The 21,314-nt window shown below is 58.8% G+C and carries 17 protein-coding genes; 10 read left to right on the forward strand and 7 right to left on the reverse strand.

The genetic code is table 11. The features are described 5' to 3' along the window. Positions 1-135 precede the first annotated feature (135 nt). The 6 genes from AC1PUL_RS14020 (at position 136) to AC1PUL_RS14045 (ending at position 7,457) form a co-directional block, all read left to right on the forward strand. Positions 136-1,107 (forward strand): Bug family tripartite tricarboxylate transporter substrate binding protein, encoded by a 972-nt coding sequence (locus tag AC1PUL_RS14020; protein WP_480464769.1) that lies wholly within the window; start codon positions 136-138, stop codon positions 1,105-1,107. Positions 1,108-1,194: 87 nt separating this feature from the next. Next, positions 1,195-2,574 carry a class-II fumarase/aspartase family protein gene (locus AC1PUL_RS14025; RefSeq protein ID WP_480464770.1) on the forward strand — a complete coding sequence of 460 codons (1,380 nt, stop codon included), beginning with the start codon at positions 1,195-1,197 and terminating at the stop codon, positions 2,572-2,574. 709 nt (positions 2,575-3,283) lie between these two features. Then, entirely contained in the window at positions 3,284-4,591 is a 1,308-nt protein-coding gene (ugpB, locus tag AC1PUL_RS14030; protein ID WP_480464771.1) for a sn-glycerol-3-phosphate ABC transporter substrate-binding protein UgpB, read from the forward strand. A 77-nt stretch (positions 4,592-4,668) separates the two neighbouring features. Further along, positions 4,669-5,550 carry a sn-glycerol-3-phosphate ABC transporter permease UgpA gene (gene ugpA, locus AC1PUL_RS14035; RefSeq protein ID WP_480464772.1) on the forward strand — a complete coding sequence of 294 codons (882 nt, stop codon included), beginning with the start codon at positions 4,669-4,671 and terminating at the stop codon, positions 5,548-5,550. Between the two features lie 9 nt (positions 5,551-5,559). After that, on the forward strand, positions 5,560-6,408 hold the full coding sequence (gene ugpE / locus AC1PUL_RS14040; protein WP_480464773.1) for a sn-glycerol-3-phosphate ABC transporter permease UgpE: 849 nt from the start codon (positions 5,560-5,562) through the stop codon (positions 6,406-6,408). After that, positions 6,408-7,457, forward strand: coding sequence for a sn-glycerol-3-phosphate import ATP-binding protein UgpC (locus AC1PUL_RS14045; protein ID WP_480464774.1), 1,050 nt, complete (start codon positions 6,408-6,410; stop codon positions 7,455-7,457). Before ugpE ends, AC1PUL_RS14045 begins: the two co-directional genes overlap by 1 nt. 93 nt (positions 7,458-7,550) lie before the next feature. On the opposite strand, the gene AC1PUL_RS14050 is transcribed toward AC1PUL_RS14045, so the two are convergent. The 7 genes from AC1PUL_RS14050 to AC1PUL_RS14080 form a co-directional block, all read right to left on the reverse strand. Continuing rightward, a complete protein-coding gene (locus AC1PUL_RS14050; protein ID WP_480464775.1) occupies positions 7,551-8,069 on the reverse strand; it encodes an IS630 family transposase in 519 nt (172 codons plus the stop codon). Between the two features lie 40 nt (positions 8,070-8,109). Then, on the reverse strand, positions 8,110-8,502 hold the full coding sequence (locus AC1PUL_RS14055; protein ID WP_480464776.1) for a helix-turn-helix domain-containing protein: 393 nt from the start codon (positions 8,500-8,502) through the stop codon (positions 8,110-8,112). Positions 8,503-8,582: 80 nt separating this feature from the next. Beyond that, on the reverse strand, positions 8,583-9,386 hold the full coding sequence (locus AC1PUL_RS14060; RefSeq protein WP_480464777.1) for an inositol monophosphatase family protein: 804 nt from the start codon (positions 9,384-9,386) through the stop codon (positions 8,583-8,585). Positions 9,387-9,420: 34 nt separating this feature from the next. Next, a complete protein-coding gene (locus AC1PUL_RS14065; protein ID WP_480464778.1) occupies positions 9,421-10,479 on the reverse strand; it encodes an ABC transporter ATP-binding protein in 1,059 nt (352 codons plus the stop codon). After that, a complete protein-coding gene (locus tag AC1PUL_RS14070) occupies positions 10,476-12,707 on the reverse strand; it encodes an ABC transporter permease (protein WP_480464779.1) in 2,232 nt (743 codons plus the stop codon). Before AC1PUL_RS14070 ends, AC1PUL_RS14065 begins: the two co-directional genes overlap by 4 nt. 76 nt (positions 12,708-12,783) lie before the next feature. Beyond that, positions 12,784-13,809 carry an ABC transporter substrate-binding protein gene (locus tag AC1PUL_RS14075; protein ID WP_480464780.1) on the reverse strand — a complete coding sequence of 342 codons (1,026 nt, stop codon included), beginning with the start codon at positions 13,807-13,809 and terminating at the stop codon, positions 12,784-12,786. Positions 13,810-13,917: 108 nt separating this feature from the next. Further along, a complete protein-coding gene (locus tag AC1PUL_RS14080; protein ID WP_480464781.1) occupies positions 13,918-14,940 on the reverse strand; it encodes an ABC transporter substrate-binding protein in 1,023 nt (340 codons plus the stop codon). 212 nt (positions 14,941-15,152) lie between these two features. On the opposite strand from AC1PUL_RS14080, the gene AC1PUL_RS14085 reads away from it, so the two are divergent. The 4 genes from AC1PUL_RS14085 to AC1PUL_RS14100 all read left to right on the forward strand — a co-directional run bounded on the left by AC1PUL_RS14085 (position 15,153) and on the right by AC1PUL_RS14100 (position 21,190). Beyond that, the gene (locus tag AC1PUL_RS14085) at positions 15,153-15,893 is read left to right on the forward strand and encodes a response regulator transcription factor (RefSeq protein ID WP_480464782.1); all 741 of its coding nucleotides are present in this window, start codon (positions 15,153-15,155) and stop codon (positions 15,891-15,893) included. Further along, on the forward strand, positions 15,890-18,040 hold the full coding sequence (locus AC1PUL_RS14090; protein WP_480464783.1) for a sensor histidine kinase: 2,151 nt from the start codon (positions 15,890-15,892) through the stop codon (positions 18,038-18,040). Before AC1PUL_RS14085 ends, AC1PUL_RS14090 begins: the two co-directional genes overlap by 4 nt. 740 nt (positions 18,041-18,780) lie before the next feature. After that, the gene (locus tag AC1PUL_RS14095; RefSeq protein WP_480464784.1) at positions 18,781-20,088 is read left to right on the forward strand and encodes an MFS transporter; all 1,308 of its coding nucleotides are present in this window, start codon (positions 18,781-18,783) and stop codon (positions 20,086-20,088) included. A gap of 154 nt (positions 20,089-20,242) precedes the next feature. After that, positions 20,243-21,190: a helix-turn-helix domain-containing protein gene (locus AC1PUL_RS14100; protein WP_480464785.1), complete on the forward strand. Its 948-nt coding sequence runs from the start codon at positions 20,243-20,245 to the stop codon at positions 21,188-21,190. Positions 21,191-21,314: the final 124 nt, after the last annotated feature.

Below are 21,314 nucleotides of genomic sequence, written 5' to 3' on the forward strand. Positions count from 1 at the left end.
ATTGTATCATCAAGAATGTATTTCATCATCACAGTCGAAATACTATTGCCTGATTTTCAGGCCATCTCTAACAAATACGCGAAGCCGAAACTAGGCTTAACAATACAATATGTATCACTCGGAGGAGGAGTTCACATGTTTCACAAGATTGGGAATGCACTGGCGGGCCTAGCCCTTGCGCTCGGGGTTGCCGCTCCGATTGCCCAGGCTCAGTCCGATGCGCCACTGACATTGCTGGTCGGATACTCGGCTGGCGGCAGCGCGGATCTTGCTGCCCGGATCATTGCGCCCGAGATCTCAAGCCGTATCGGCCGCACGGTCATCGTCGAAAATGCAACGGGTGCGAGCGGCATGATTGCACTTCAGAAGCTGATCAACGGCGCAGCCGACGGCAATACACTCTACTATGGCGGCTTCGACACGGTTGCCGTGCCAATGACCAATGCCAAGGTGGGCGTCAACTGGGAGACGGACACGATCGCCGTCGGTCGCACAACGACCACATCGATGGCGGTGGTGGTTCCGGCACAGTCTGACTATCAGGACATGGCCGCGCTTCTGGCCGCCGCAAAGGCCGCCCCGGAAAGCATCAGCTACGGCTCGCCGGGCATCGGTTCTGCCCAGCATCTTCTCGGCGAGATCATCTCGCAGCGCGCAGGTGTGAAGCTGCTGCATGCCCCCTATCGAGGCGGGGCGCAGGTGACCAACGACCTCTTGGCCGGCGTGCTGAATTCTGCCGTGCTGACCCTTTCGACAGCATTGCCACTGGCCAAGGAGAACAAGATCCGCATTCTCGCGGTCTCCGGAACCGAACGTGCTCCGCAGGTGCCGGATGTGCCGACGCTGGCCGAAACCCCCGGTATGGACGGACTGGCATTGCCGCTGTGGCAAGGCATCTTCGCCAAGGCCGGCTCGCAGGCCGACTTCGTCGCTGCCGTCGACAAGGCGATCAGCGATGCTCTGGCAAACGCCGATGTACAGAAGCGTTTCGCCGACGTCGGCTTCCTGGCCTCCCCCCTTTCCTCATCCACTTTCAAGGATTTCGTGCTCCAGCAGGGCACCGTCTACAAGGGTGTGATCGATAGCGCCAAGATCGTTGTCGAGTGAGATAAAAAGCCCGCGGCGCCCGATCTGTGTCGGGCGCCCGAATCTTTACGCCTAGCCATTCCGTTGAGGTTCCGCATGAGTGTCGGCATGTTCACATCTTTCATCACTCGGCATTGGTTCAGTCCGACCGCAATCTCGATCTGGTCGGATGATGCAACGCTGCAGGCATGGCTGGATGTCGAGGCCGCACTGGCACGCGCCCAGGCGGAACTGAAGATAATCCCGCAAGGCGCGGCAGACAGGATTGCCGCCTGTTGCCGGGCCGAAGGTTTCGATCACGAGCGACTGAGCCGAGAGATCGCCTTTGCGCAACATCCCTTCGTGCCTGTGCTCAAGCAGTTGGAGGAACGCTGCGGCGAACCGGATGCCGGCTTTATTCACTGGGGTGCGACGACACAGAACATCTTCGACACGGCGATCGCCCTGCAGTTGAAGCAGACCCATGTGCACCTGATCAGCGTTCTTCTGCGATGCGAGGATCATCTTGGCCGGCTTGCCCATCAGCACAAAACAACGCTGCAGGCCGGTCGCACCCATGGTCAGCACGCCCTGCCAATGACATTCGGCTTCAAGGCGGCCGCCTGGCATGCGGAACTGCGTCGTGGCCGGGAGCGCCTCGCGGTCCGGGCGGACGGTGCTTTCCTCACTTATTTCGGCGGCGCCATCGGCACCTTCGCGGCCATGGGCGGCAAGGGCCGAGCCGTGGAAGAAGTCGCCGCCCGACTGCTCGGCCTTGCGCCGGCAAGGCTACCCGTACGCTCATCCTTCGACAGGGTGGCGGATTACCTGGCCGGGTTTGCCGTGCTCGCCGGCACGCTTCAGAAGATCGCCGGCGACATCGTCTTTCTGCAGAGGACGGAAATCGGCGAAGTGGAGGAAGCTTTCCACATGGGCAAGGTTGGGAGTTCTACCATGGCCCAGAAGCGCAATCCCTCCGCAGCCCTCGTTCTTGTCAGCCTCTGCCGCCTGCTGGAAGCGCGCGTGCCGCTGATCCTGTCGAGCATGGTACGCATGGATGAAGGCGACTCCTCCGCCACCAACGTGTCCGACATCGTTGTTGGTGAGATGGCGATCCTAGCCACATCGATCGCCGAAGCAGCAGAACGCGTGCTGGGCGGCCTCCAGGTAAACGAGGCCGCGATGGCCCGCAATCTGGAGCTCACCCAAGGGCTGATCATGTCGGAAGCTGCCATGATGCAGCTATCCCCGATGATCGGACGCCACAAGGCCCATCATCTTCTCTACGAGGCAGCACAGGAAACAGCCACGCGCGGAACGCCCTTCGCCGATACGATGGGCAATGCACTGAAAAGTGTCGAACTCGCCCATGTTCGCCTGGATCTCTCTCCATCGGCCTATCTCGGGGAGATCAGCGAGATCATCAAGGATGGCACGATCGACGACGCTTCCGCTAGCGACAGAGTGGATCAGCCCCTGGAGCTGGGCAAGAGCACGAGCAGCCGCTAACAGCTTCGTTCTTGCTCTTTCGACCTGAAGCCGAATGGCAGCTCTTACATTTGCGAATTGCGTGTCGAACGACCGACTTTGGGGGCGCGAAGCTGCCGCGCGAACATGCCCGCTTTAACCCCGCCTTGATGTTTCCGAGCGGAAACAATTGCCGCTCTCGCGCCGTGTTGACGTCGGCCCAAAGCCAGGGCACAAAGAAGGCATCCACGGTCGCTCGCGACAGAGAAACAGCGGAAAATCAAAGGCTATTTTTCTAAGCCATTGAAATCATGTGGATCCAAGTTTTTCAGGCAGGCCATTTTAGGCCGGTTTTCCGCTAAGAATCAGCACCTTTTTCTCAGAGAAAAAAGCGACGCCTTCTCAACAACTTGAGCAATCCCGGCCGCTGTTCTGCAGTCCATCCTGCGTGCTGAAGCGAGTCTTACTCGGCTCGGGGCCGGAACTCAACATCCGCTTGGGGTGTCACGAGCCACGTAATAAGGCCGTACTTAAGATGAGTTCATGTTTTTGGCAAGCACCTCCCTTTCGCCCTTTGATTGTGCACAGCTTGATACAACTGCCCTTCATAATTTCGTTGCAGGTTCGTTTCTTTTCATTTTGAATAGATAGCGCTTCAAACGAAGCGCACTTACGTCAGTTCTGGGAGGTTCTGACGACAAAATATCTGGTGAGCATATCGCTGGACCAGGTGGAACACTCGGGAGGCACCATGTCTAAGACACGTTTCGCTGCATCAGCAGCAACACTCGCACTTTCGCTTTCTTTCGGCGCTTCTGCCTTTGCAGCGACGGAGCTGCAGTGGTGGCATGCCATGACCGGCGCAAACAACGAAGTCGTCGATCAGCTTGCCAAGGAATTCAACGAGAGCCAGAGCGACTATAAAATCACACCCGTCTTCAAGGGCACCTATCCAGAAACTTTGAATGCCGGCATTGCCGCATTCCGTTCCAAGCAGCCACCGGCAATCATCCAGGTCTTTGATGCCGGTTCGGGCGTGATGATGGGCGCAGAAGGTGCCATCGTTCCCGTTGCGGAAGTGCTCCAGAAAGGTGGCTTCGAATTCAACAAGTCGGACTATTTGGCCGGCATTGTCGCCTATTATTCGAAGCCGGATGGCACTATGCTGTCCTTCCCCTACAATTCGTCGTCGCCGGTCCTATACTACAACAAGGACGCCTTCACGAAGGCCGGCCTCGATACGGAGAACCCGCCGAAGACCTGGCCGGAAGTTTTCGAAGCCGCGCGTAAGATCAAGGACAGCGGTGCCGCGCCCTGCGGGCTGACCTCGACCTGGCTGACCTGGATCCAGACCGAGAACTTTGCCGCCTGGAACAACGTCTCCTATGGCACCAACGAGAATGGCCTTGCCGGCGGCACCGTTGAACTGAAGGTCAATTCTGATCTCTACGTCCAGCACTTCCAGTCGATCGCCGATCTGGCCAAGGATGGTGCATTCCGCTACGGCGGCCGCACATCGGAAGCCAAGCAGCTTTTCCTCTCGGGCGAATGCGCGATCATGACCGAATCCTCGGGTGGTCTCGGTGATATCGTGAAGTCCGGCATGAACTACGGGATTGGCCAGCTTCCCTATTACGAAGGCAATGGTCCGCAGAACACCATCCCGGGCGGCGCGAGCCTCTGGGTCTTCGGTGGCAAGAGCGATGAAGAATACAAGGGCATCGCCCAGTTCTTCAACTTCCTGTCGCAGACGGAAATCCAGGCACGCTTGCATCAGGTTTCCGGCTATCTCCCGGTGACCAACGCGGCTTACGAGGCGACCAAGGCCTCGGGCTTCTACGAGAAGAACCCGGCCCGCGAAACGCCGATCCTGCAGATGACCGGCAAGGCACCGACCGAAAACTCCAAGGGCGTGCGTCTGCCGAACCTGCCGCAGGTTCGTGACATCATGAACGAAGAGTTCGAAGCCATGCTGTCAGGCTCGCAGGATGCCAAGACGACGCTCGACCGCATCGTCGAGCGTGGCAACGCAGCCATCGCTTCCGTCTCCAGCAACTGATCTGACTGAATGACAACACTGCCCGTGTCTGATGATGCGGGCAGTGCTTTTTCTCTGACCGGCTGAGGAGCTTTGCCTTGCACACGGTTCACTTCCCGAACAAAATCCTTCCCTACCTGCTCTTGGCGCCTCAGATCATTCTGACGCTGGTATTCTTCTTCTGGCCGGCAAGCCAGGCGATCTACCAGTCGATGCTCAGGGAAGATCCCTTTGGGCTGAAAAGCACCTTCGTCGGTTTTGCCAATTTCTCCGACATTCTCTCGGACCCCAACTATCTGCATTCGTTCCAGGTCACGATCGTCTTCAGCGTGTTGACGGCGCTCGTCTCAATGGCGGTCGCTTTGCTTCTCGCCACGGCTGCCGACAAGGTAGTACGCGGTCAGACCTTTTACCGCACACTGCTGATCTGGCCCTATGCCGTGGCGCCTGCCGTTGCTGGCATGCTGTGGCTCTTCATGTTCAACCCGGCCATGGGAACGCTTGCTTATCTGTTGCGCTCCACCGGCTTCGACTGGGACCCGCTTCTGAAGGGCGATCAAGCCATGGCGCTGATCGTCTTCGCGGCTGCCTGGAAGCAGATCAGCTACAATTTCCTCTTCTTCGTCGCCGGCCTTCAGGCGATCCCGAAATCGCTGATTGAGGCGGCTGCCATCGACGGGGCCCGTGGTAGCAGACGGTTCTGGACCATCATCTTCCCGCTTCTGGCGCCGACAACCTTCTTCCTGCTGGTCGTCAACACGGTCTACGCCTTCTTCGATACCTTCGGCATCATCCACGCCGTCACCGGCGGCGGCCCGGCAAAGGCGACCGAAACGCTGGTGTACAAGGTTTACAATGACGGCTTCGTCAACCTGAACCTCGGCTCATCCGCAGCGCAGTCGGTCATCCTGATGATCATCGTGATCGGCCTGACGGCCTTCCAGTTCCGCTTCGTCGAGAAGCGGGTTCATTACGGCTGAGGACCGGACATGATTGAAAAACGCCCCATCGCCAATCTGATTGGCCATCTGATCCTCGTCATCGGCATCATCGTCGTTGCCTTTCCGATCTACTACACCTTCATCGCCTCATCGATGACGTCGCAAGACATTATCCGGCCGCCCATGTCACTGTTGCCGGGCGACCACCTGGCCGACAACTACTCTGAAGCCATGTCAGGCGGCGTCGAACGTGTCGTCGGCGTCAGCCTCGAGCGGCTGCTGTTCAATTCCTTCGTGGTCGCGATCGCGATTGCTGTCGGCAAGATCATCATCTCGTTCCTGTCTGCCTTTGCGATCGTCTTCTTCCGCTTCCGATTCCGGATGTTCTTCTTCTGGATGATCTTCATCACCCTGATGCTGCCGGTCGAGGTGCGCATTCTGCCTACCTACAAGGTCATCGTGGATCTCGGGCTAATCGACACCTATGCGGGGCTCACACTTCCCCTGATGGCGTCTGCGACGGCAACCTTCCTGTTCCGTCAGTTCTTCCTGACCATACCGGGCGAGCTGGTGGAAGCCGCGCGCATCGACAATGCCGGGCCTTTCCGGTTCATGAAGGACATCCTGCTGCCGCTCTCGACCACCAACATCGCAGCCCTCTTCGTGATCCTCTTCATCTATGGCTGGACCCAGTATCTCTGGCCCCTCCTGGTGACGAACGACGCCAAGATGAACACCATCATCATCGGCTTGCGCCGCATGGTCGATTTCACCGACGCCTCCACGCCCTGGAATTACGTCATGGTGACCGCGATCCTCGCCATCATCCCTCCCATCGTCGTCGTCGTTCTGATGCAGCGATGGTTCGTCAAAGGTCTTGTGGAGACAGAAAAGTAATGGCCCAGATTGTTTTAGATGATGTCCGCAAGATGTATGGCAATGTCGAAGCCATAAAGGGCGTGTCTCTCCAAATCGCCGATGGCGAACTCGTCGTGCTGGTCGGCCCTTCGGGTTGCGGCAAGTCCACGCTGCTGCGCATGATTGCCGGCCTTGAGGGCATTTCGGGTGGTCAAATCTCGATCGGTGACCGGGTGGTCAACGAGCTGGAACCCTCCGAACGCGATATCGCCATGGTGTTCCAGAACTATGCGCTCTATCCGCATATGACCGTCCGCCAGAACCTCGCCTACGGATTGAAGAACCGCAATACACCGAAGGACGAGATCGACCGCCGTATCGAACAGGCCGCCAAGGCGCTGGAGATCGAGCAGTTTCTCGAGCGCAAACCGCGCCAATTGTCTGGCGGCCAGCGCCAGCGCGTTGCCATGGGGCGGGCGATCGTGCGCGAACCGGCGGCCTATCTCTTTGACGAACCCCTGTCGAACCTCGATGCGAAGCTGCGCGTACAGATGCGGGTCGAGATCAAGCGGCTGCAGCGGTCGCTCGCCACGACCAGCGTCTACGTGACCCACGACCAGATGGAAGCGATGACGCTGGCTGACAGGCTGGTGGTGCTGAATGCTGGGCGCATCGAACAGGTTGGCACGCCGATCGAGCTTTACGAGCGTCCGGCAACGACCTTCGTGGCGACCTTCATCGGTTCACCCTCGATGAACTTGCTGCAAATGGCGAAGGCGAGCGAGAGCTGGTCGATGGCATCAGATACGGCGGTTCCGTCAGGCACGGCTACCCTCGGCATCCGCCCTGAAGACCTGCACCTGACCACGGACGTGCCGGGGAACGAGATCTTCACCGCAAGCGTCAAGGTTGCCGCCGTCGAGTTGGTCGGGGCCGAAAGCTATGTGCATGGAACGCTGGCCGATGGCAGCGACATTGTCTTCCGGGTTGCCGGTCGCTCGCGGATCGAGATGGATGACATGGTGGAGATCGGTGCGAAGGCATCGGACCTGCACTTCTTCGGGTCAGACGGCGCCCGTCTTAACTGATGCCATCGGGAAAACTGTGGAGCGGGGCCTCTTTCGGCCCCGCTTGAAAACCTAGAAGAAATGGTGCGGCTGCAGTCTTAAAGCGTGTCGCATTTATTCAGCCTCATATCCTGCGGCTTTGAAGAAGTTTCGGCATTCAGTGACAGAGAAGAGGGCGATGATGTCGCCGAGGGCTTGGGCAATCGTGTCGAAGCTCCTGGCTGCTCGCTTTCGCAAGAGCGCCTTGAGCTTTGAGAACGCCATTTCGATGGGGTTCAGGTCCGGCGAATAGGGCGGCAGGAAGAGAAGCCAGGCCCCCTTCGCCTTGACCAGTTGTTCGGCTTTCTCGCTTTTGTGGAAGCCGACATTGTCGAGGATGACAACATCGCCGGGCGACAGTGTCGGCGCAAGCTGTGTCTCGATCCATGTTTCAAAGATGCGGCTGTTCATGGGTGCATCGACAATCCATGGCGCGGTCAGGCCATGGCAGCGCAGTCCGGCGATGAATGTCTGCGTCTTCCAGTGGCCGAAGGGAGCGTAAGCCGCAAAGCGACTGCCTTTGGCAGACCATCCGGTGCGCTTCGTCAGACGGGTATTCGTGGACGTCTCATCGATAAAGATGAGCCGTGACAACGCCTTGTTGAAGAACCGCTTTCGCCGGCTAATCCAAAGATCACGCGCCTTGGCGATCTCCGGTCTGAGCTGCTCGCTTGCCTTGAGGCTTTTTTTTATTGCTGAGCCCAAGCCGATGTAGAAACCGCCCGACGGTTGCGCGGTGGACTTCGATGCCGCGCTCGGCCAGTTCGAGACACAGTTCGTCCAGCGTCACTTCGCCATTGAGGGCTACGCGCTCGCTGATCCATTCCCCATGCGGCGAAAGTTTACTGCCAGGCGGGTGGCCCTGTCTGGCAGGCCGAAGAGAACCAGAGGAACGATGCAGGATCATCATGTTGTTGACGAACCGGGGCGAAACCCGGAAATGCCGGGCGGCTTCCCGATTGCTGTTGCCTTCATTCACAAACGCAACGACACGCTCACGCAACTCCATCGGATGCGGCTTGCCCATGGCGCTTCTCCTTCCACGGGCACAGTCAATCACAGATCAAGAAAAACCGGAATCCTGAATCCCGTTTGCCGCGACACGCTTTAGAGATTGCTGATGTGCAAATCCAACAGCTCATCGTAGCAGGACCGATTTGCCGCCAGGACCGGATGACCCTGGAGGAATTCTGCACCACTTCCCGGGAAAGCAAGATTCTTGCCTCCTGCTTCGCGCACCAGGCAGAAGCCGGCCATGCAGTCCCAGGCGCGCATATGCGGCTCGTAATAACCGACCAGTCGGCCGGCGGCAACATAGGCGAGCATCAGGGCGCCAGAGCCATTGCGAATGAAATTACCGCCACGCTGCATGAGGCCGGTGATGATGGCGCCGACGCGCTCCGGCGTGACATAGTTGTTGCAGCCGATGCCGGTCATCGCGTTTTGCAGGTTACGGCTGGGGTCGAGGCTGAGGGGCTCGTTGTTCAGCGTCGCACCCAAGCCATGGGCGGCGGCAAACAGCTCGTCGGAACAGGGCACATGGATCACGCCGACGACCGGTTCACCATCCCGCACGATTGCTACGGAGACACACCAGGTGGGCATGCCGTTGACGAAGGGGGCGGTGCCATCGATCGGGTCGACAACCCAGGTGAAGCCCGAGGAGCCTTCGTCATGACCGAACTCCTCGCCCAGAAAACCGTCATGGGCGTAAATCTCGGCAACGCGCTGCTTCAGGAAGGTTTCAACATTGCGGTCCGCGATCGACACCACATCCTGCAGGTCGCGCTTCGTTTCAATCACTAGCGTATCGCGCCGGTTGAAATAGTCGAGGGCCATAGCTCCCGCTTCCGCTGCCAGCGTCTTGGCCAGGGCAAAACGCGCTGCGAGTGCCGTATCATTCACTGTCATTCTCGTTTTCCTTGGTCTTCTTTTAAAAAAATCATCAGCCGCTGATGACGGCAATCCCACGGTTCTTGAACGCGAGTGTGACATCGCTTGTGGCGGCATGGGCATGGTCGACATCGTGATCGATCACGAAGAGTGTGCCGACATCGGTCTCGACCTCATATTCGACATGCCCGCCGAGATAGGCAGAGTGCAGGACCCGTCCCTTCAGGCCCTCTGCGCCGGCAGAGCCGATCCGGATGGCACCGGGCCGCACGGCAAGTTTGGCTGGGCCTCGGCCTGCTTTGGACTGCAGGCGGTGCTCGATATTGCTGACCCGTACCAGGACTTGGCCGCCTTCAGATTGGACCACCTCACAGGGAAGCACATTCGCCTCCCCCATGAAGTCGGCGATGAACGGCGAAGCCGGGGCTTCATAAAGTTCGCGCGGTGCCCCCGACTGGGCGATTTCGCCATCCTTCATCACGATAATCCGGTCGGAAACGGCAAGTGCCTCGTCCTGATCATGGGTCACATAGACGGCGGTGAAGCCGAGACGCTGCTGCAGGTCGCGGATTTCGGTGCGGACTCGGCGTCGCAGGCGCGCGTCGAGATTGGAGAGTGGTTCGTCGAGAAGCAGCACCTGCGGCTCCAGAACCAGGGCACGGGCGACAGCGACACGCTGTTGTTGCCCCCCCGAAAGCTCTGCTGGCAGGCGATGCCCCATGCCGGCGAGACCTACGAGCTTCAGCCCTGCCTCCGCCTTTTCCCGTGCTTCCTTCTTGCCCAAACCAGACGACTGTAAGCCATAGGCGACATTCTCGAGCGACGTCATATGCGGAAAGAGCGCATAGGACTGGAACACCATGGAAACGTCGCGCTCGTTGGCCGGTAGCATGGTCACATCCTTGCCGCCGATGAGGATCTTTCCGGAAGACGGGTGCTCCAGACCCGCCAGCATGCGCAGCGTCGTCGTCTTACCGCAACCGGAGGGGCCAAGCAGGGTCACCAGCGTTCCGGGTTCGATGGTGAGTGAAAGATCGTGAATGGCGGTGAAGGCACCGAAGGTCTTGCGGACGTTCTGGAAGGTGACGGATCCGGCTTTGACGGTGATCATGCAGTTTTCTCCTGACCGAGAGGAACGGAACGGGTATTGCCGAGACCGGCAATACGATTTTCACGACGCAGCTTTCGTTCGCCGACAAGGAGCTGAAACCCACCGATGACAGTGATCATCACGACGATCAGCATCGAGGAATAGGCAATGGCCACCCCGTATTCGCCGTTTTCAACCAAGCCGACGATGTAGGAGGTCGCCATGCTGTGTTCAGCGCTGACCAAAAAGATGACAGCGCTGATCGAGGTGATCGCCCGGACGAAGGAAAAGACCAGTGCGGCTGTAATCGCCGGACGCAGAAGAGGCAGAATGACCTTGCGCACGGTGCGGAAGCTATCAGCCCTTAGCGTCAGTGAGGCTTCATCCAGGCTCTTGTCGAGCTGGCTCATCGCCGCGATCCCGCCGCGCACGCCGACCGGCATGTTGCGGAAGACGAAGCAGGCGATCAGGATCAACGCTGAGCCGGTCATTTCGAGCGGCGGCAGGTTGAAAGCCATGATGTAGCTGACGCCGATGACCGTGCCGGGGATGGCGAAGCTCATCATCAGGGCGAACTCGAAGAGATTCCGACCGGCGAACTTCTGCCGGACGATGATGTAGGCGGTCAGCAATCCGACTGCGGCCGTCAGAGGTGCAGAGATCAGCGAGATCTCCATGGTCGTCCAGAAGGAGTTCCAGGCGACACCGGTCCAGGCGATTGAGCCGTTCTCAATGCTGATAGAAAACGCGCGGGCATAGTGTTCGAGCGTCAGCGTGTTGTCGAGACCCCAGGTTGTGACGAAGCCACCGACGAGGATCATGCCATAGACGACAACGGTGAAGATCATCCAGGGGATGACGATGGCATGCACGCCGATCGAGATGCTCTGGGGCAGGGCAATATGGGCGCCACTGTCTCCCTTGCCGGTGACGGTCGCGAAATTCTTGCCGGAGAGCCAGAGACGCTGGGCGAGAAAGGCCGACAGCGTAAAGAAGAGGAGAACGAGCGCAAGCACCGCTGCTCGTGAGGGATCGTTCTGGGAGCCGACAACGGCAAAGAATATCTCGGTGGAGAGCACGCCATTGCTGCCGCCGAGCACCAATGGATTGCCGAAGTCGGCCATGCTTTCGATGAAGCCGATCAGGAAGGCATTGGCGAGACCCGGTTTCATGAGCGGCAGCGACACGCGCCAGAAGGTGCGCCAGCGGTCGGCACGTAGCGTCTGCGATGCTTCCTCCATCGACGGACTGACGCCCTCGACAACACCGATGAGAACTAGGAAGGAGATAGGGGTGAAGGACAACACCTGGGCAATCCAGATGCCGGTCAGGCCATAGAGCCAGCGTCCCGGTTCAATGCCGAACAGGCTGGACAGAGTTTCAGTGACCACGCCGGCGCGACCGAACAGCAAAACGAGCGCCAAGCCAATGACGAAGGGCGGCGTGATGATCGGCAGGACAGTCAGGAGCCGCAATCCTTTCTTGAATGGGAAGCGGGTGCGGGTGGCGACAAGCGCGAAGGCGAGGCCCAGCAGAGTGGAGGCAGAGGCGGTCATGATGGCGAGGGCAAAGGTCCGCCAGGCAACGCCGCAGCGTCCTTCGCCGATGACGCAGCTCAGGCTCCAGATGCCGGGATCTTGCAGGTTTTTTATAAACCCATCGGGCTTGAAGGAGCCGTCGAAATCCTGGACGGCCGCCACCAGCATGCTGCCGATCGGATAAAAGACAAAGACGAACACCAGGAACACCAGCAGCGAAATCGAACCGACAACGAAGGCGTCGCCTTTCATCACCCCGCGTTCGACAAGGCCGAAGGCGAACATTAGGACGAAAACGATCGCCATGGTGACAGCACCGGCACCCATGGAGGGTTGCCCGTCAGAGAGCGATCCGAACAGGGTCTCGCTGATCCCCCAGGTCCAGCCGGAGAACCCGACCGCAAGCCCCTGCAGGCAAAGATAGACGAGGCCTGCGGCACCCGCTGCCGCAAAGAACGCACCCCGGCGCATCGGCTCTGCGATGAACCGGGCGGCGACACCGAGCCCGAAGAAGAGGACGACGCCGAGTAGCCAGAGGCGACCGTGACCGAAGAGCTGCAGGATCCCCGGCGCTGTGTTTTCGGCGAGTGGGAAATCGCCGAGCCAACTAAGGCCGAAAAAGCCGGCTTCCTGCCGATACCAGGGAAGCAGAAGGAAGGACGCGGCGCCAAAAGCCAGCAACAGGTCCAGTCTGCGGTTGCCATGTCTCATGGTCGACCTCATTCAAGGGAAAGCAAAGGTGGGAGGGGCCGGCAATCGTGGGACTGCCGGCCGGAATGTTGTCGTGTCAGTTTGCGACGGCACCGATTTCACGATCCCAGCGCTCAAGCAGCGCCTTCCGCTTGTCCGGATCGCCAAAAGTCTTGAAGTCGTAATCGATCAGCTTGATGTCCTCGAAGCGCGGCGCTTCCTTCGGAATTTCGGCGCTCTTGTTCGAGGGAAGCTGGAAGGATTTGGCATCCTTCATCCGGGACTGGACCTCAGGCTTCAACGACCAGTCGTACCAGATCTTGGCGTTTTCCATGTTGCGGGCGCCTTTGACGATCGACATGGAGCCGATCTCGTAGCCGGTGCCTTCGCACGGTGCGATCGACTTGACCGGGAAGCCCTCGGACGTCTGGGCCACGGCGTCATGCATGAAGACGATGCCGAGGCCGGTCTCGCCACGGGCAGCAGCCTTCACCGGCGCAGAGCCGGACTTGGTGTACTGGGACACGTTCGTATTCAGGGACTTCAAATATTCGAAGGCCTTGTCTTCACCCATGATCTGGACGAGCGAGGCGAGCGCTGTGTAAGCCGTTCCCGACGAATTGGGATTGGCGATCTGGATCTCGCCCTTCAATTCAGGTGCCAGCAGGTCAGCCCAGCAGGTCGGTTCCTTGTAGCCCTTCTGCTTGAAGATCTCGGTGTTGTAACCCCAGCCGAGAGCACCGGCATAAACGCCGACGGTCTTGAAGCCGGAGCTTTCGGCCTGGTTCTTGGCCCAGTCCTGCAACTGGTCGAGCATCGGCGACTTGTATTCTTCCGTCAGCCCTTCGGCAGCGGCCTGCAGATGGGGGTCGCCGGTGCCAGCCCACCAGAGGTCGGTCTTCGGGTTGCGGGCTTCGGCACGGATCTTGGCATAGGCTTCGCCGGAGGACATGCGCACCATATTGACCTTGATGTCATGGGCCTTTTCGAAATCGCCCTGCATCTGCTCGCAGATGACGACGTCAGCAGCGCAGATGAGGTTGAGCTCACCGGCGGCAAGAGCCGAGCCGGCAGACAAGCTCGTGCCGGCAAAGAGTAGCGTGGAGAGTAGGGTCAGTCGCATGGGTATCCTCCTGTTGCTTGCGTCTGATGGAAGTCGACGAAAACGGACAAGCCTTCGGCGGCGGTGCCTTTGGGGCACCGGGTTGATGGCGGTCCGGTTAAAGTGAAATCAGTTGGTCGGGTTGATCTCGCTGTCGAAGCGGCTCAAGAGCCGACTTCGCTGTTCGGGCGATCCGAAGGTGGCGAAATCATAATCCACCATCTTGATCATCGAAATGTCGGGAGCGGCAGGCGGAAGTATCGCCCGGGCATTGGATGGCACCTGGTTCTGGCCGGCGGCGGCACCCGTTGCCTGGCCCTCCGGGCTCAGCGCAAAATCGACAAAGCGGCGCGCCTCCTCCAGATTACGGCTGCCCTTGACGATGCTGACAGCGCCGATCTCGTAGCCGGTGCCCTCGCAGGGAGCGACGATAACCAATGGCGCGCCCGCCTCCTTTTGCGTCACGGCATCATGCATGAAGGAGATCCCGATGGTGATCTCTCCCCTGCCCGCCGCCTTCACGGGCTCTGCGCCGGCCTTGGTGTATTCAGTGATGTTCTGGCCCAGCGCGCGCATGTAGGCGAAAGCTTCGTCTTCGCCGAGCAACTGGACGAGCGTCACCAGCGTGGTGAAGGCTGTGCCAGAGGAATGGGGATTACCGGAGAGGATCTGGCCACGATAAACAGGCTTGGCAAGATCTTTCCAGCAATTGGGCGCGGGCAGGCCTGCCGCCGAGAGAAGATCCGTGTTGTAAGCGAAGCCAAGTGCTCCGGCGTACAGGCCGACGGATGTGCCGCCCGACAGAGAGAAGAAGTTTCGCGCCCAGGGCAGAAGGTCTGCTTCCTGTTGAGGGCGGTAGGGTTCGAGCAGACCTTCATAAGCAGCCTGCAGGTGTGTGACGCCTGTGCCGCCCCACCAGACATCCACGGTTGGCTGATCCTTTTCAGCCCGGACATATTCGAGAATCTCGCCCGTGCTCATGCGGGGCATGTTGATCTGGAGACCGGTTTTTGCCTCGTAGGTCTTTTCCATGACGGCACACCAGACCTCGTCAACACCACAGAGAATGTTGAGCGTATCCGTCGCACCACTGTCCGTGGCCGTGGCCAAGGTCACGAGTACCCCGGCACCGATGGCGGTCAAGAGCTTCACGTCGTCCTCCCCTGGAACCTCCCCGTTCCAATGACTTAAGCATGTCGCGATCGGTTGGGACTGGCAACCGGAGAATGGTTACCGATCTTTCACTGCATTGACGGAGCCCGTTGCAGAGATTGCAAATATTACAATTGTGACGCCCGCCGATAACCGGCAAGTCTTTGGCCTTTTCGTCCCACACGGTTATGATCACCGTGGGAGGACTGCACATGTTGAACCAGAAGGTGAAAATTCTGATCGTCGAGGACGATCCGGATATGGCGGAGCTTATCTGTGATCTGGTGGAGGCAGAGGGATGGATACCTGTGACGGCTCCATCCGCCGAGGCTGCGCAGGAGCGATTGCAGCAGGGGGCGGTTCAACTGGTTCTGGTCGATCACAATCTGCCGGGCCTCTCTGGCCGAGCCTTCGCGCAGCGGCTGAGGGCGCAGACCGATGTCGGCATCGTCATGGTGACTGCAGCCGGGAGCGCGACCGATCGGGTGCTGGGGCTGGAGACCGCGGCGGACGACTATGTCGTCAAACCGTTCGAACCGAACGAACTCACAGCACGGATCAAGGCGGTTCTCCGACGCACGCACCCGCAATTTCGCCATGACAGAGAGAGCGACCGCGACCATCCGGCAGCAGCGCTTCGGCTCGGTGAATGGGCCGTTGATCTTACGCAGCGGCGCGCGGTCTGCCTTGCCGATCCGACGAAAACGCTCACCGCAGCGGAGTTCGCTCTGCTCGAAATCCTCGCGGAAACACCGAACACCCCTGTCAGTCGGGCCCAGATTCTAGACCGGATGGGAGCCGACTCCGACCGTTTTGTCGATCGTAATGTCGATGTTCTGGTGCTCCGGTTGAGACGCAAGATCGAGCGAAATCCGGACCTCCCCCGCCATATCCAGACGCGACGCGGCAAGGGCTATGTGCTGCACACCGACGACGCAGGGTCGTCGCCGTGATCAACCGCGCCTTTCTCTCCTCCATCGCCTTTCGATTGCCCTTCGCAATCGCCTTCATCTGCGTCTCCGTTCTCCTCCTATCGGTCGTCGCAATCTATGGTCTCCAGAGAGCGCGCAGCGAGATGTCGGCCTACAGCGTGCAGGCCTTTTCGAGTCTCGCCAAAGCCTCTCTGGTCTCCCGTCAGGTCTCCGACCTCGTCTCAAGCGCTCCATTTTTGATGAACGCGACATCGCCCTACCGGGTTTCGAGCGAAAGCCGTGCCGTGGTCGCCCAGGTTGAGACCCTCCTCACGACCATGTCTCCTGAGGTGACCGGCACAGGATTGCAGGGCGATGGCGCACGCAGGATCATCCAATTGCTGGAAAGCATCGAGGCACAAACGCTTGCACTGGCTCAAAACGCGGATGCCGCGCAAGCCCATAAGGCTGAAGCCGCGGTTGCCTTGGGCGAGATTGCGACAGCACGGGCCATTGAAGATCAGGATCTCCGGCAGCGTCTGAATGGCATCGCGCAGTCCGCTTCGACATCGGACAGCCTGTTCCAGCTTGGTGAGCTTCAACGACGTTTCGTGGCCGAAACATCCGCCCGAATGATCGTGCCTGGCCCCAATTTGCGCGTCTCCCCCGAGCAGCTTGAGCCCTATCGTAGGATCTTCGAGGCGCAGACACGCTACCTCCTGGAAATGTTCACCATTCGCGCCTCGGTCTCGCGGCTGCATACCGTCTCGCGTGATCTCTCGCATGCGACGGAAACACAGAGCGCATGGGTAGCAGGCGCGCTGAACCAAAATCTTGAGGCCACCTCGAGTGCCTTGCGCCAGTTGCTTGTCATGATCGTGCTCGCGTCCTTTGCGGTCGTGATCCTCGCCATTCTGTCCATCCGATCCGTCATGCGCGTCTCGCATGGGATCGGAGATCTGTCTCGCGGGATGAACGCGCTGGCCCGTGGAGAGGAGAATGTCGGGCCACCTGCCTATACCGGGACAGAAACGGAGCTGATCCGCCTGCTGGATGCATTTCGCGCCTTCAAGGAAAGCGTCGATCGAGTGTCGCGGCTCAGGCGCACGGCTGAGGCGGCAGCCCGCACAATCCGCTCGACCTTCCGCATGATGAACGAAGGCATTGCGCTCTTCGACCCCTCTGGCCGGCCGATCACCATGAACCGTCGTATCATAGAGCTCATGCGACAGACAGGCTCGTCGCGGAAAATGCCGCTGCGCCGCTTCGTCGAGACGGTCCCGGAGATCGATCCAGATTTAATGCCGAGTGAGAACGAGAGCGGTTCACTCTTAGAGCGTCACGTCCTCCGGCATCGGTTCGTTGGCGACCAGGTCGTAGAGATCTCTGCCTCACGACAACCTGACGGCGGCGTGGTCCTGCTCGCTCGCGACGTGACGGCGATGGATCGCCAGGAGATGGAAGCAGCCCGCGCCCAGCGCCTCGATGTCGTGATGCGCATGACGCATCAGGTGAGCCACGAAGTCGGCAATATGATCGGCATCATCACGGGAAGCCTTGGCCTGCTGGAGCGCGAACCCGGTTTCACAGAACGGCAGAAGCGCCACCTTGGGCGCATCCGCAAGGCGGCGGAACGCGGGCGAGCGCTTGCATCCAGCATGTTGTCCGTCGGCAGTCAGCAGCAGATCCGTCCGACATCGATTGATGTTGCCACCATCCTTCATGGGATGGCGGATGTTCTGGAGATGGCAATCGGCACCCGCAATCGTCTGGAACTGGAGCTTGCAGCCAATCTGCCAACCGTTAGCCTTGATCCGGCGCTGCTCGAGCAATCCATTCTGAATCTGTGCCTCAATGCGTCGGCCGCAATGCCGGATGGCGGAACAGTCCGGATTGAAGCGCGGGGGGAGGTGGACACGGTCACCATCGCAGTCATCGACGCAGGTGTCGGTATGTCGCCCGAAGTCCTCGACCAAGCGATGGAACCCTACTTCACCACACGGTCGAAAACCGGAGGGTCTGGCCTCGGGCTCGCCATGGTCTACGGATTTGTTCGCCAGTCAGGTGGTGAAGTCAGAATCACCTCTCGTTTGGGGGAAGGAACGCGAGTGGAGCTTCGTTTCCTTCCGTCGAAGTCCGATGGAACGCCTTGGCAGGCTGAACACGAGCGGGTCCAAGCCCACCATTGAAGGCCTTTAGCCCTCACCATTCAACCGAATATTACAGAAACCTGGATAACCAGAAGCGGAAATAATTGCCGCTCTCCCGCCAAGTTGACGTCGGCCCAAAGCCAGGGCACAAAGATGGCATCCACGGTCGCTCGCGGTAGGAAAACAGAGGAAAATCAAAGGCGATTTTGTTAAGCCTTTGAAATAATGTGAGAATCCAGGTTCCCCAGCCAATTCTCCCTAAAAGCCTTGATTCTCTTCTTTTTTCCGTCGTACCGGATCCCGTTTTGGCGTCATCGGCGACCTGATGCCCAAAGGTGAGACCCAAGCCGAAATCGGCACGGGGTGACCTCAGGGGCTGATTCAGGGTGTCTTCGTCATGGCAGTCCGCCACGGGGTCGAAAATCTTATCCGCCGGGGAAACATCTTCACCTGGCCGCCACGCATTCCAGCAGCCTTCATTCACTGCCAACCCGGCAGCCGACTTTCACTGACCCTTCATTGTTCGGATCATAGGAAGGCACAGATGATCGGCCGCAAACTCAACACGCGGCTTGCCGAATTGAAGATGCAGTCGAAGGAAACAATGTCAATGAAACCGGCAGCAGGCCAAATCTGTTGTTCGGAGCAGCGGTTGGCGCCCAGTTCGACAATGGAAAGTGGTGTGCAAGACTTTGAACACGCTCGGAGTGCTTGTCGCCATCGATTGTCCGGGTATAACCGACCTCGACGTCGTTTAAGCCAATCTGGGCAGAACAAAAATGATCAGGAGAACGACCGATCAGGCCCTCTACGGTCACTCAAAAAAGGCGTTCAGGGCCTTGCTGGTCGTTCAGGGGCTCAGCGTGTTTGCGCATAATCAATTGCGTTTCTGGCTGCTGACCTTTGTGGCCTTCGGCAATGTCTCATTTTTAGGACTCCCTGGCGAAACCGTCATTGGGCTGAGCACCATCATCATGGTGCTCCCCTTACTTCTTGCTTCCGTGCCGGCTGGCCGAATGGCCGACCGATGGGACAAGTCCGCGATCATCCGGCGGGTCAAGTTTGGTCAGTTACTGCTGTTTGCGGTGTCGGCGCAGGCGTTGTGGTGGGATAACTTCCCCCTGCTTTTGGTGTGTCTCGCCCTATGCGGCCTTGAAAATGCGTTGTTTGGCCCGGCCAGATACAGCATATTGCCTGAACTCGTTCCACCCGCCGCACTCGTTTCCGCCAACGCTTCCATGAAGGCTACGATCATCACCTGCATTCTCGGTGGGATGATCACGGGCAGTCTCTTGGCCCAAACGGAAGCTGGGAAAACATGGGTGGCTCTACTGGGTATTGCTGCCGCCTCTGTTGCTTGGGCAGCCAGTCATGCTTTGCCGAAGCTTCAAGCCCGTGCGCCTTCAATCCCAGTGTCGATTCTGGAAATCCTGCTTGATTTCAGACGCGGTATGAAGACAGTTCTCAGTATCCCAGGTGCAAAGGCACCAATCATCGGGGCCAACTGGTTCTGGTTCCAAGGAGCCATTACCACCACCCTCTTACCCGTATATGTGCAACAATCGATGGGCTTGCCGCCGAGTTCAGTGGCCGTGCTGCTCACCGTCACGAGCATTGGTGCAGTTGCGGGGGCAGCAATTGTCAAAGCCGTTGATTGGCAAAATGCGAAGGAGATAGCACCGTTCCTGACCCTTTTGGTCATCTCGGGACCGGCGCTCTGGATCTGGTATCTCGGGACCGGCGTGAGATCGGAGAGTTTTCCGCTGGTGCTCACCGCTCTCTTCGTCATTTCAGCGGGGACCGGTTTTTTCGTTGTTCCAGTTACCACTCTCGTGCAGCTTCTTTCTCCGGAAGCAGAGCGATCCAGATTGATTGGTGTCAGCCAGACCTTGAGCGGCATAGCTTTGGTGGCTTCAGGCTTGGTCATTACGAGCCTAGCGGCCATCGGCTTAAGGGCAGTGGATATTCTCACGCTTAACGCCATGACGACCGCGATTGTCGCGGCATTCACGCTCAGGAAATCAGTCACTTGGCTGAATGTTCACCTTGATACGCTGCAATCAACGGTCAATACTCGCCGTTTGTAATCATGACTTCTTGAAACAGTGCATGAGTTGTAAATTTCGTCAATAAACGACCTCATTGCAAAGGTGCCTCAGCGTGAAAGAGACGTGGAACTGGAGACCGGATCTTGGGCCTTGGCAGCTTGATCGGCATGGCTTCCCGTCGGAGCCTACGCCTGTGTCTATTTCGACCTCCAGCGTTCATCACTCCCAAGCCTATGACTACTGGCGTACCATCGCGTTCACCGATTTCTGTGCCGATGCGCCGTCCAAACAGATCGAGCGAAGATTCCAGGCGGCAGCCAGGGGCGTAACTTGCGAGGCTGCTGACTTTTTCGTTACACAGTCTGATCCGGTAAGCGGCAAGCGCTTGATGAAGCATATAGACCAGGACGGCTTGGACAGCATCAGCCTTGGCTTCATCCTGCAAGGGACGAGGCGGGCGCGCAGCCAAGACGGAACTGAGTCCGTCGCCAGTGCCGGGGATCTTTTTGTCTACGATGCGCGGGTTCCAAGCGAAGTGTCTTTGACGCGTCACAAGGCGATCTATCTGGTGATCCGACGCAAGGAGCTAAGAGAGGTACTTGGCCCGGATATCCCGTCGGTTGCAATTCTGAAGCAGCGCCTTCAGACCTCGCCCTTAATGCCGGTTCTGCGAGAAAATCTAGGTCTGCTGTCACGTAACCACGAGACACTAACGGGCGGCGAGAGGAACGTTCTCATCGATCAAGCACGACAGATCTCAAGGCAAGCCTTCATGGACCGGACCGTAGGTTCGGCGACGAAGGAGGGCGACCCGCTGATCTTCGTGGCCGCACTCCGCCATATCGAAGGCAATTATGCCGATATAAACCTCGACGTCGATAGTCTTTGTCATGCGCTGAAGTGCTCTAGATCAACGCTTTATCGCGCATTTGCCGCGCGGGATCTGAAGGTGGCGGAGACCATTCTCGCTGTTCGGCTTGATCGGGCCAAACAACTGATCGAGCATCGCGATCTGTCCATGACGATTTCGTCGATTGCCGAGCAATGCGGGCTGTTTGACTCAGCGAACTTTTCTCGCCAGTTCAAACGCCGTTTCGGTATGACACCCACTGAGCGGCGGCATGAGGTGTCGACGATGTAATTGCGATGGAAGAGACCGTCTGATCGCGTGACCAAGGCCGGATTCACTCTCTCGCGGGTGCCGTCACGTCGTCAAAGCACGGCAGCTCTGAACCGAACAGGCACGTTTGCGCAGACTGTACTCC

It is taken from the genome of Rhizobium sp. P43, from assembly GCF_056730705.1.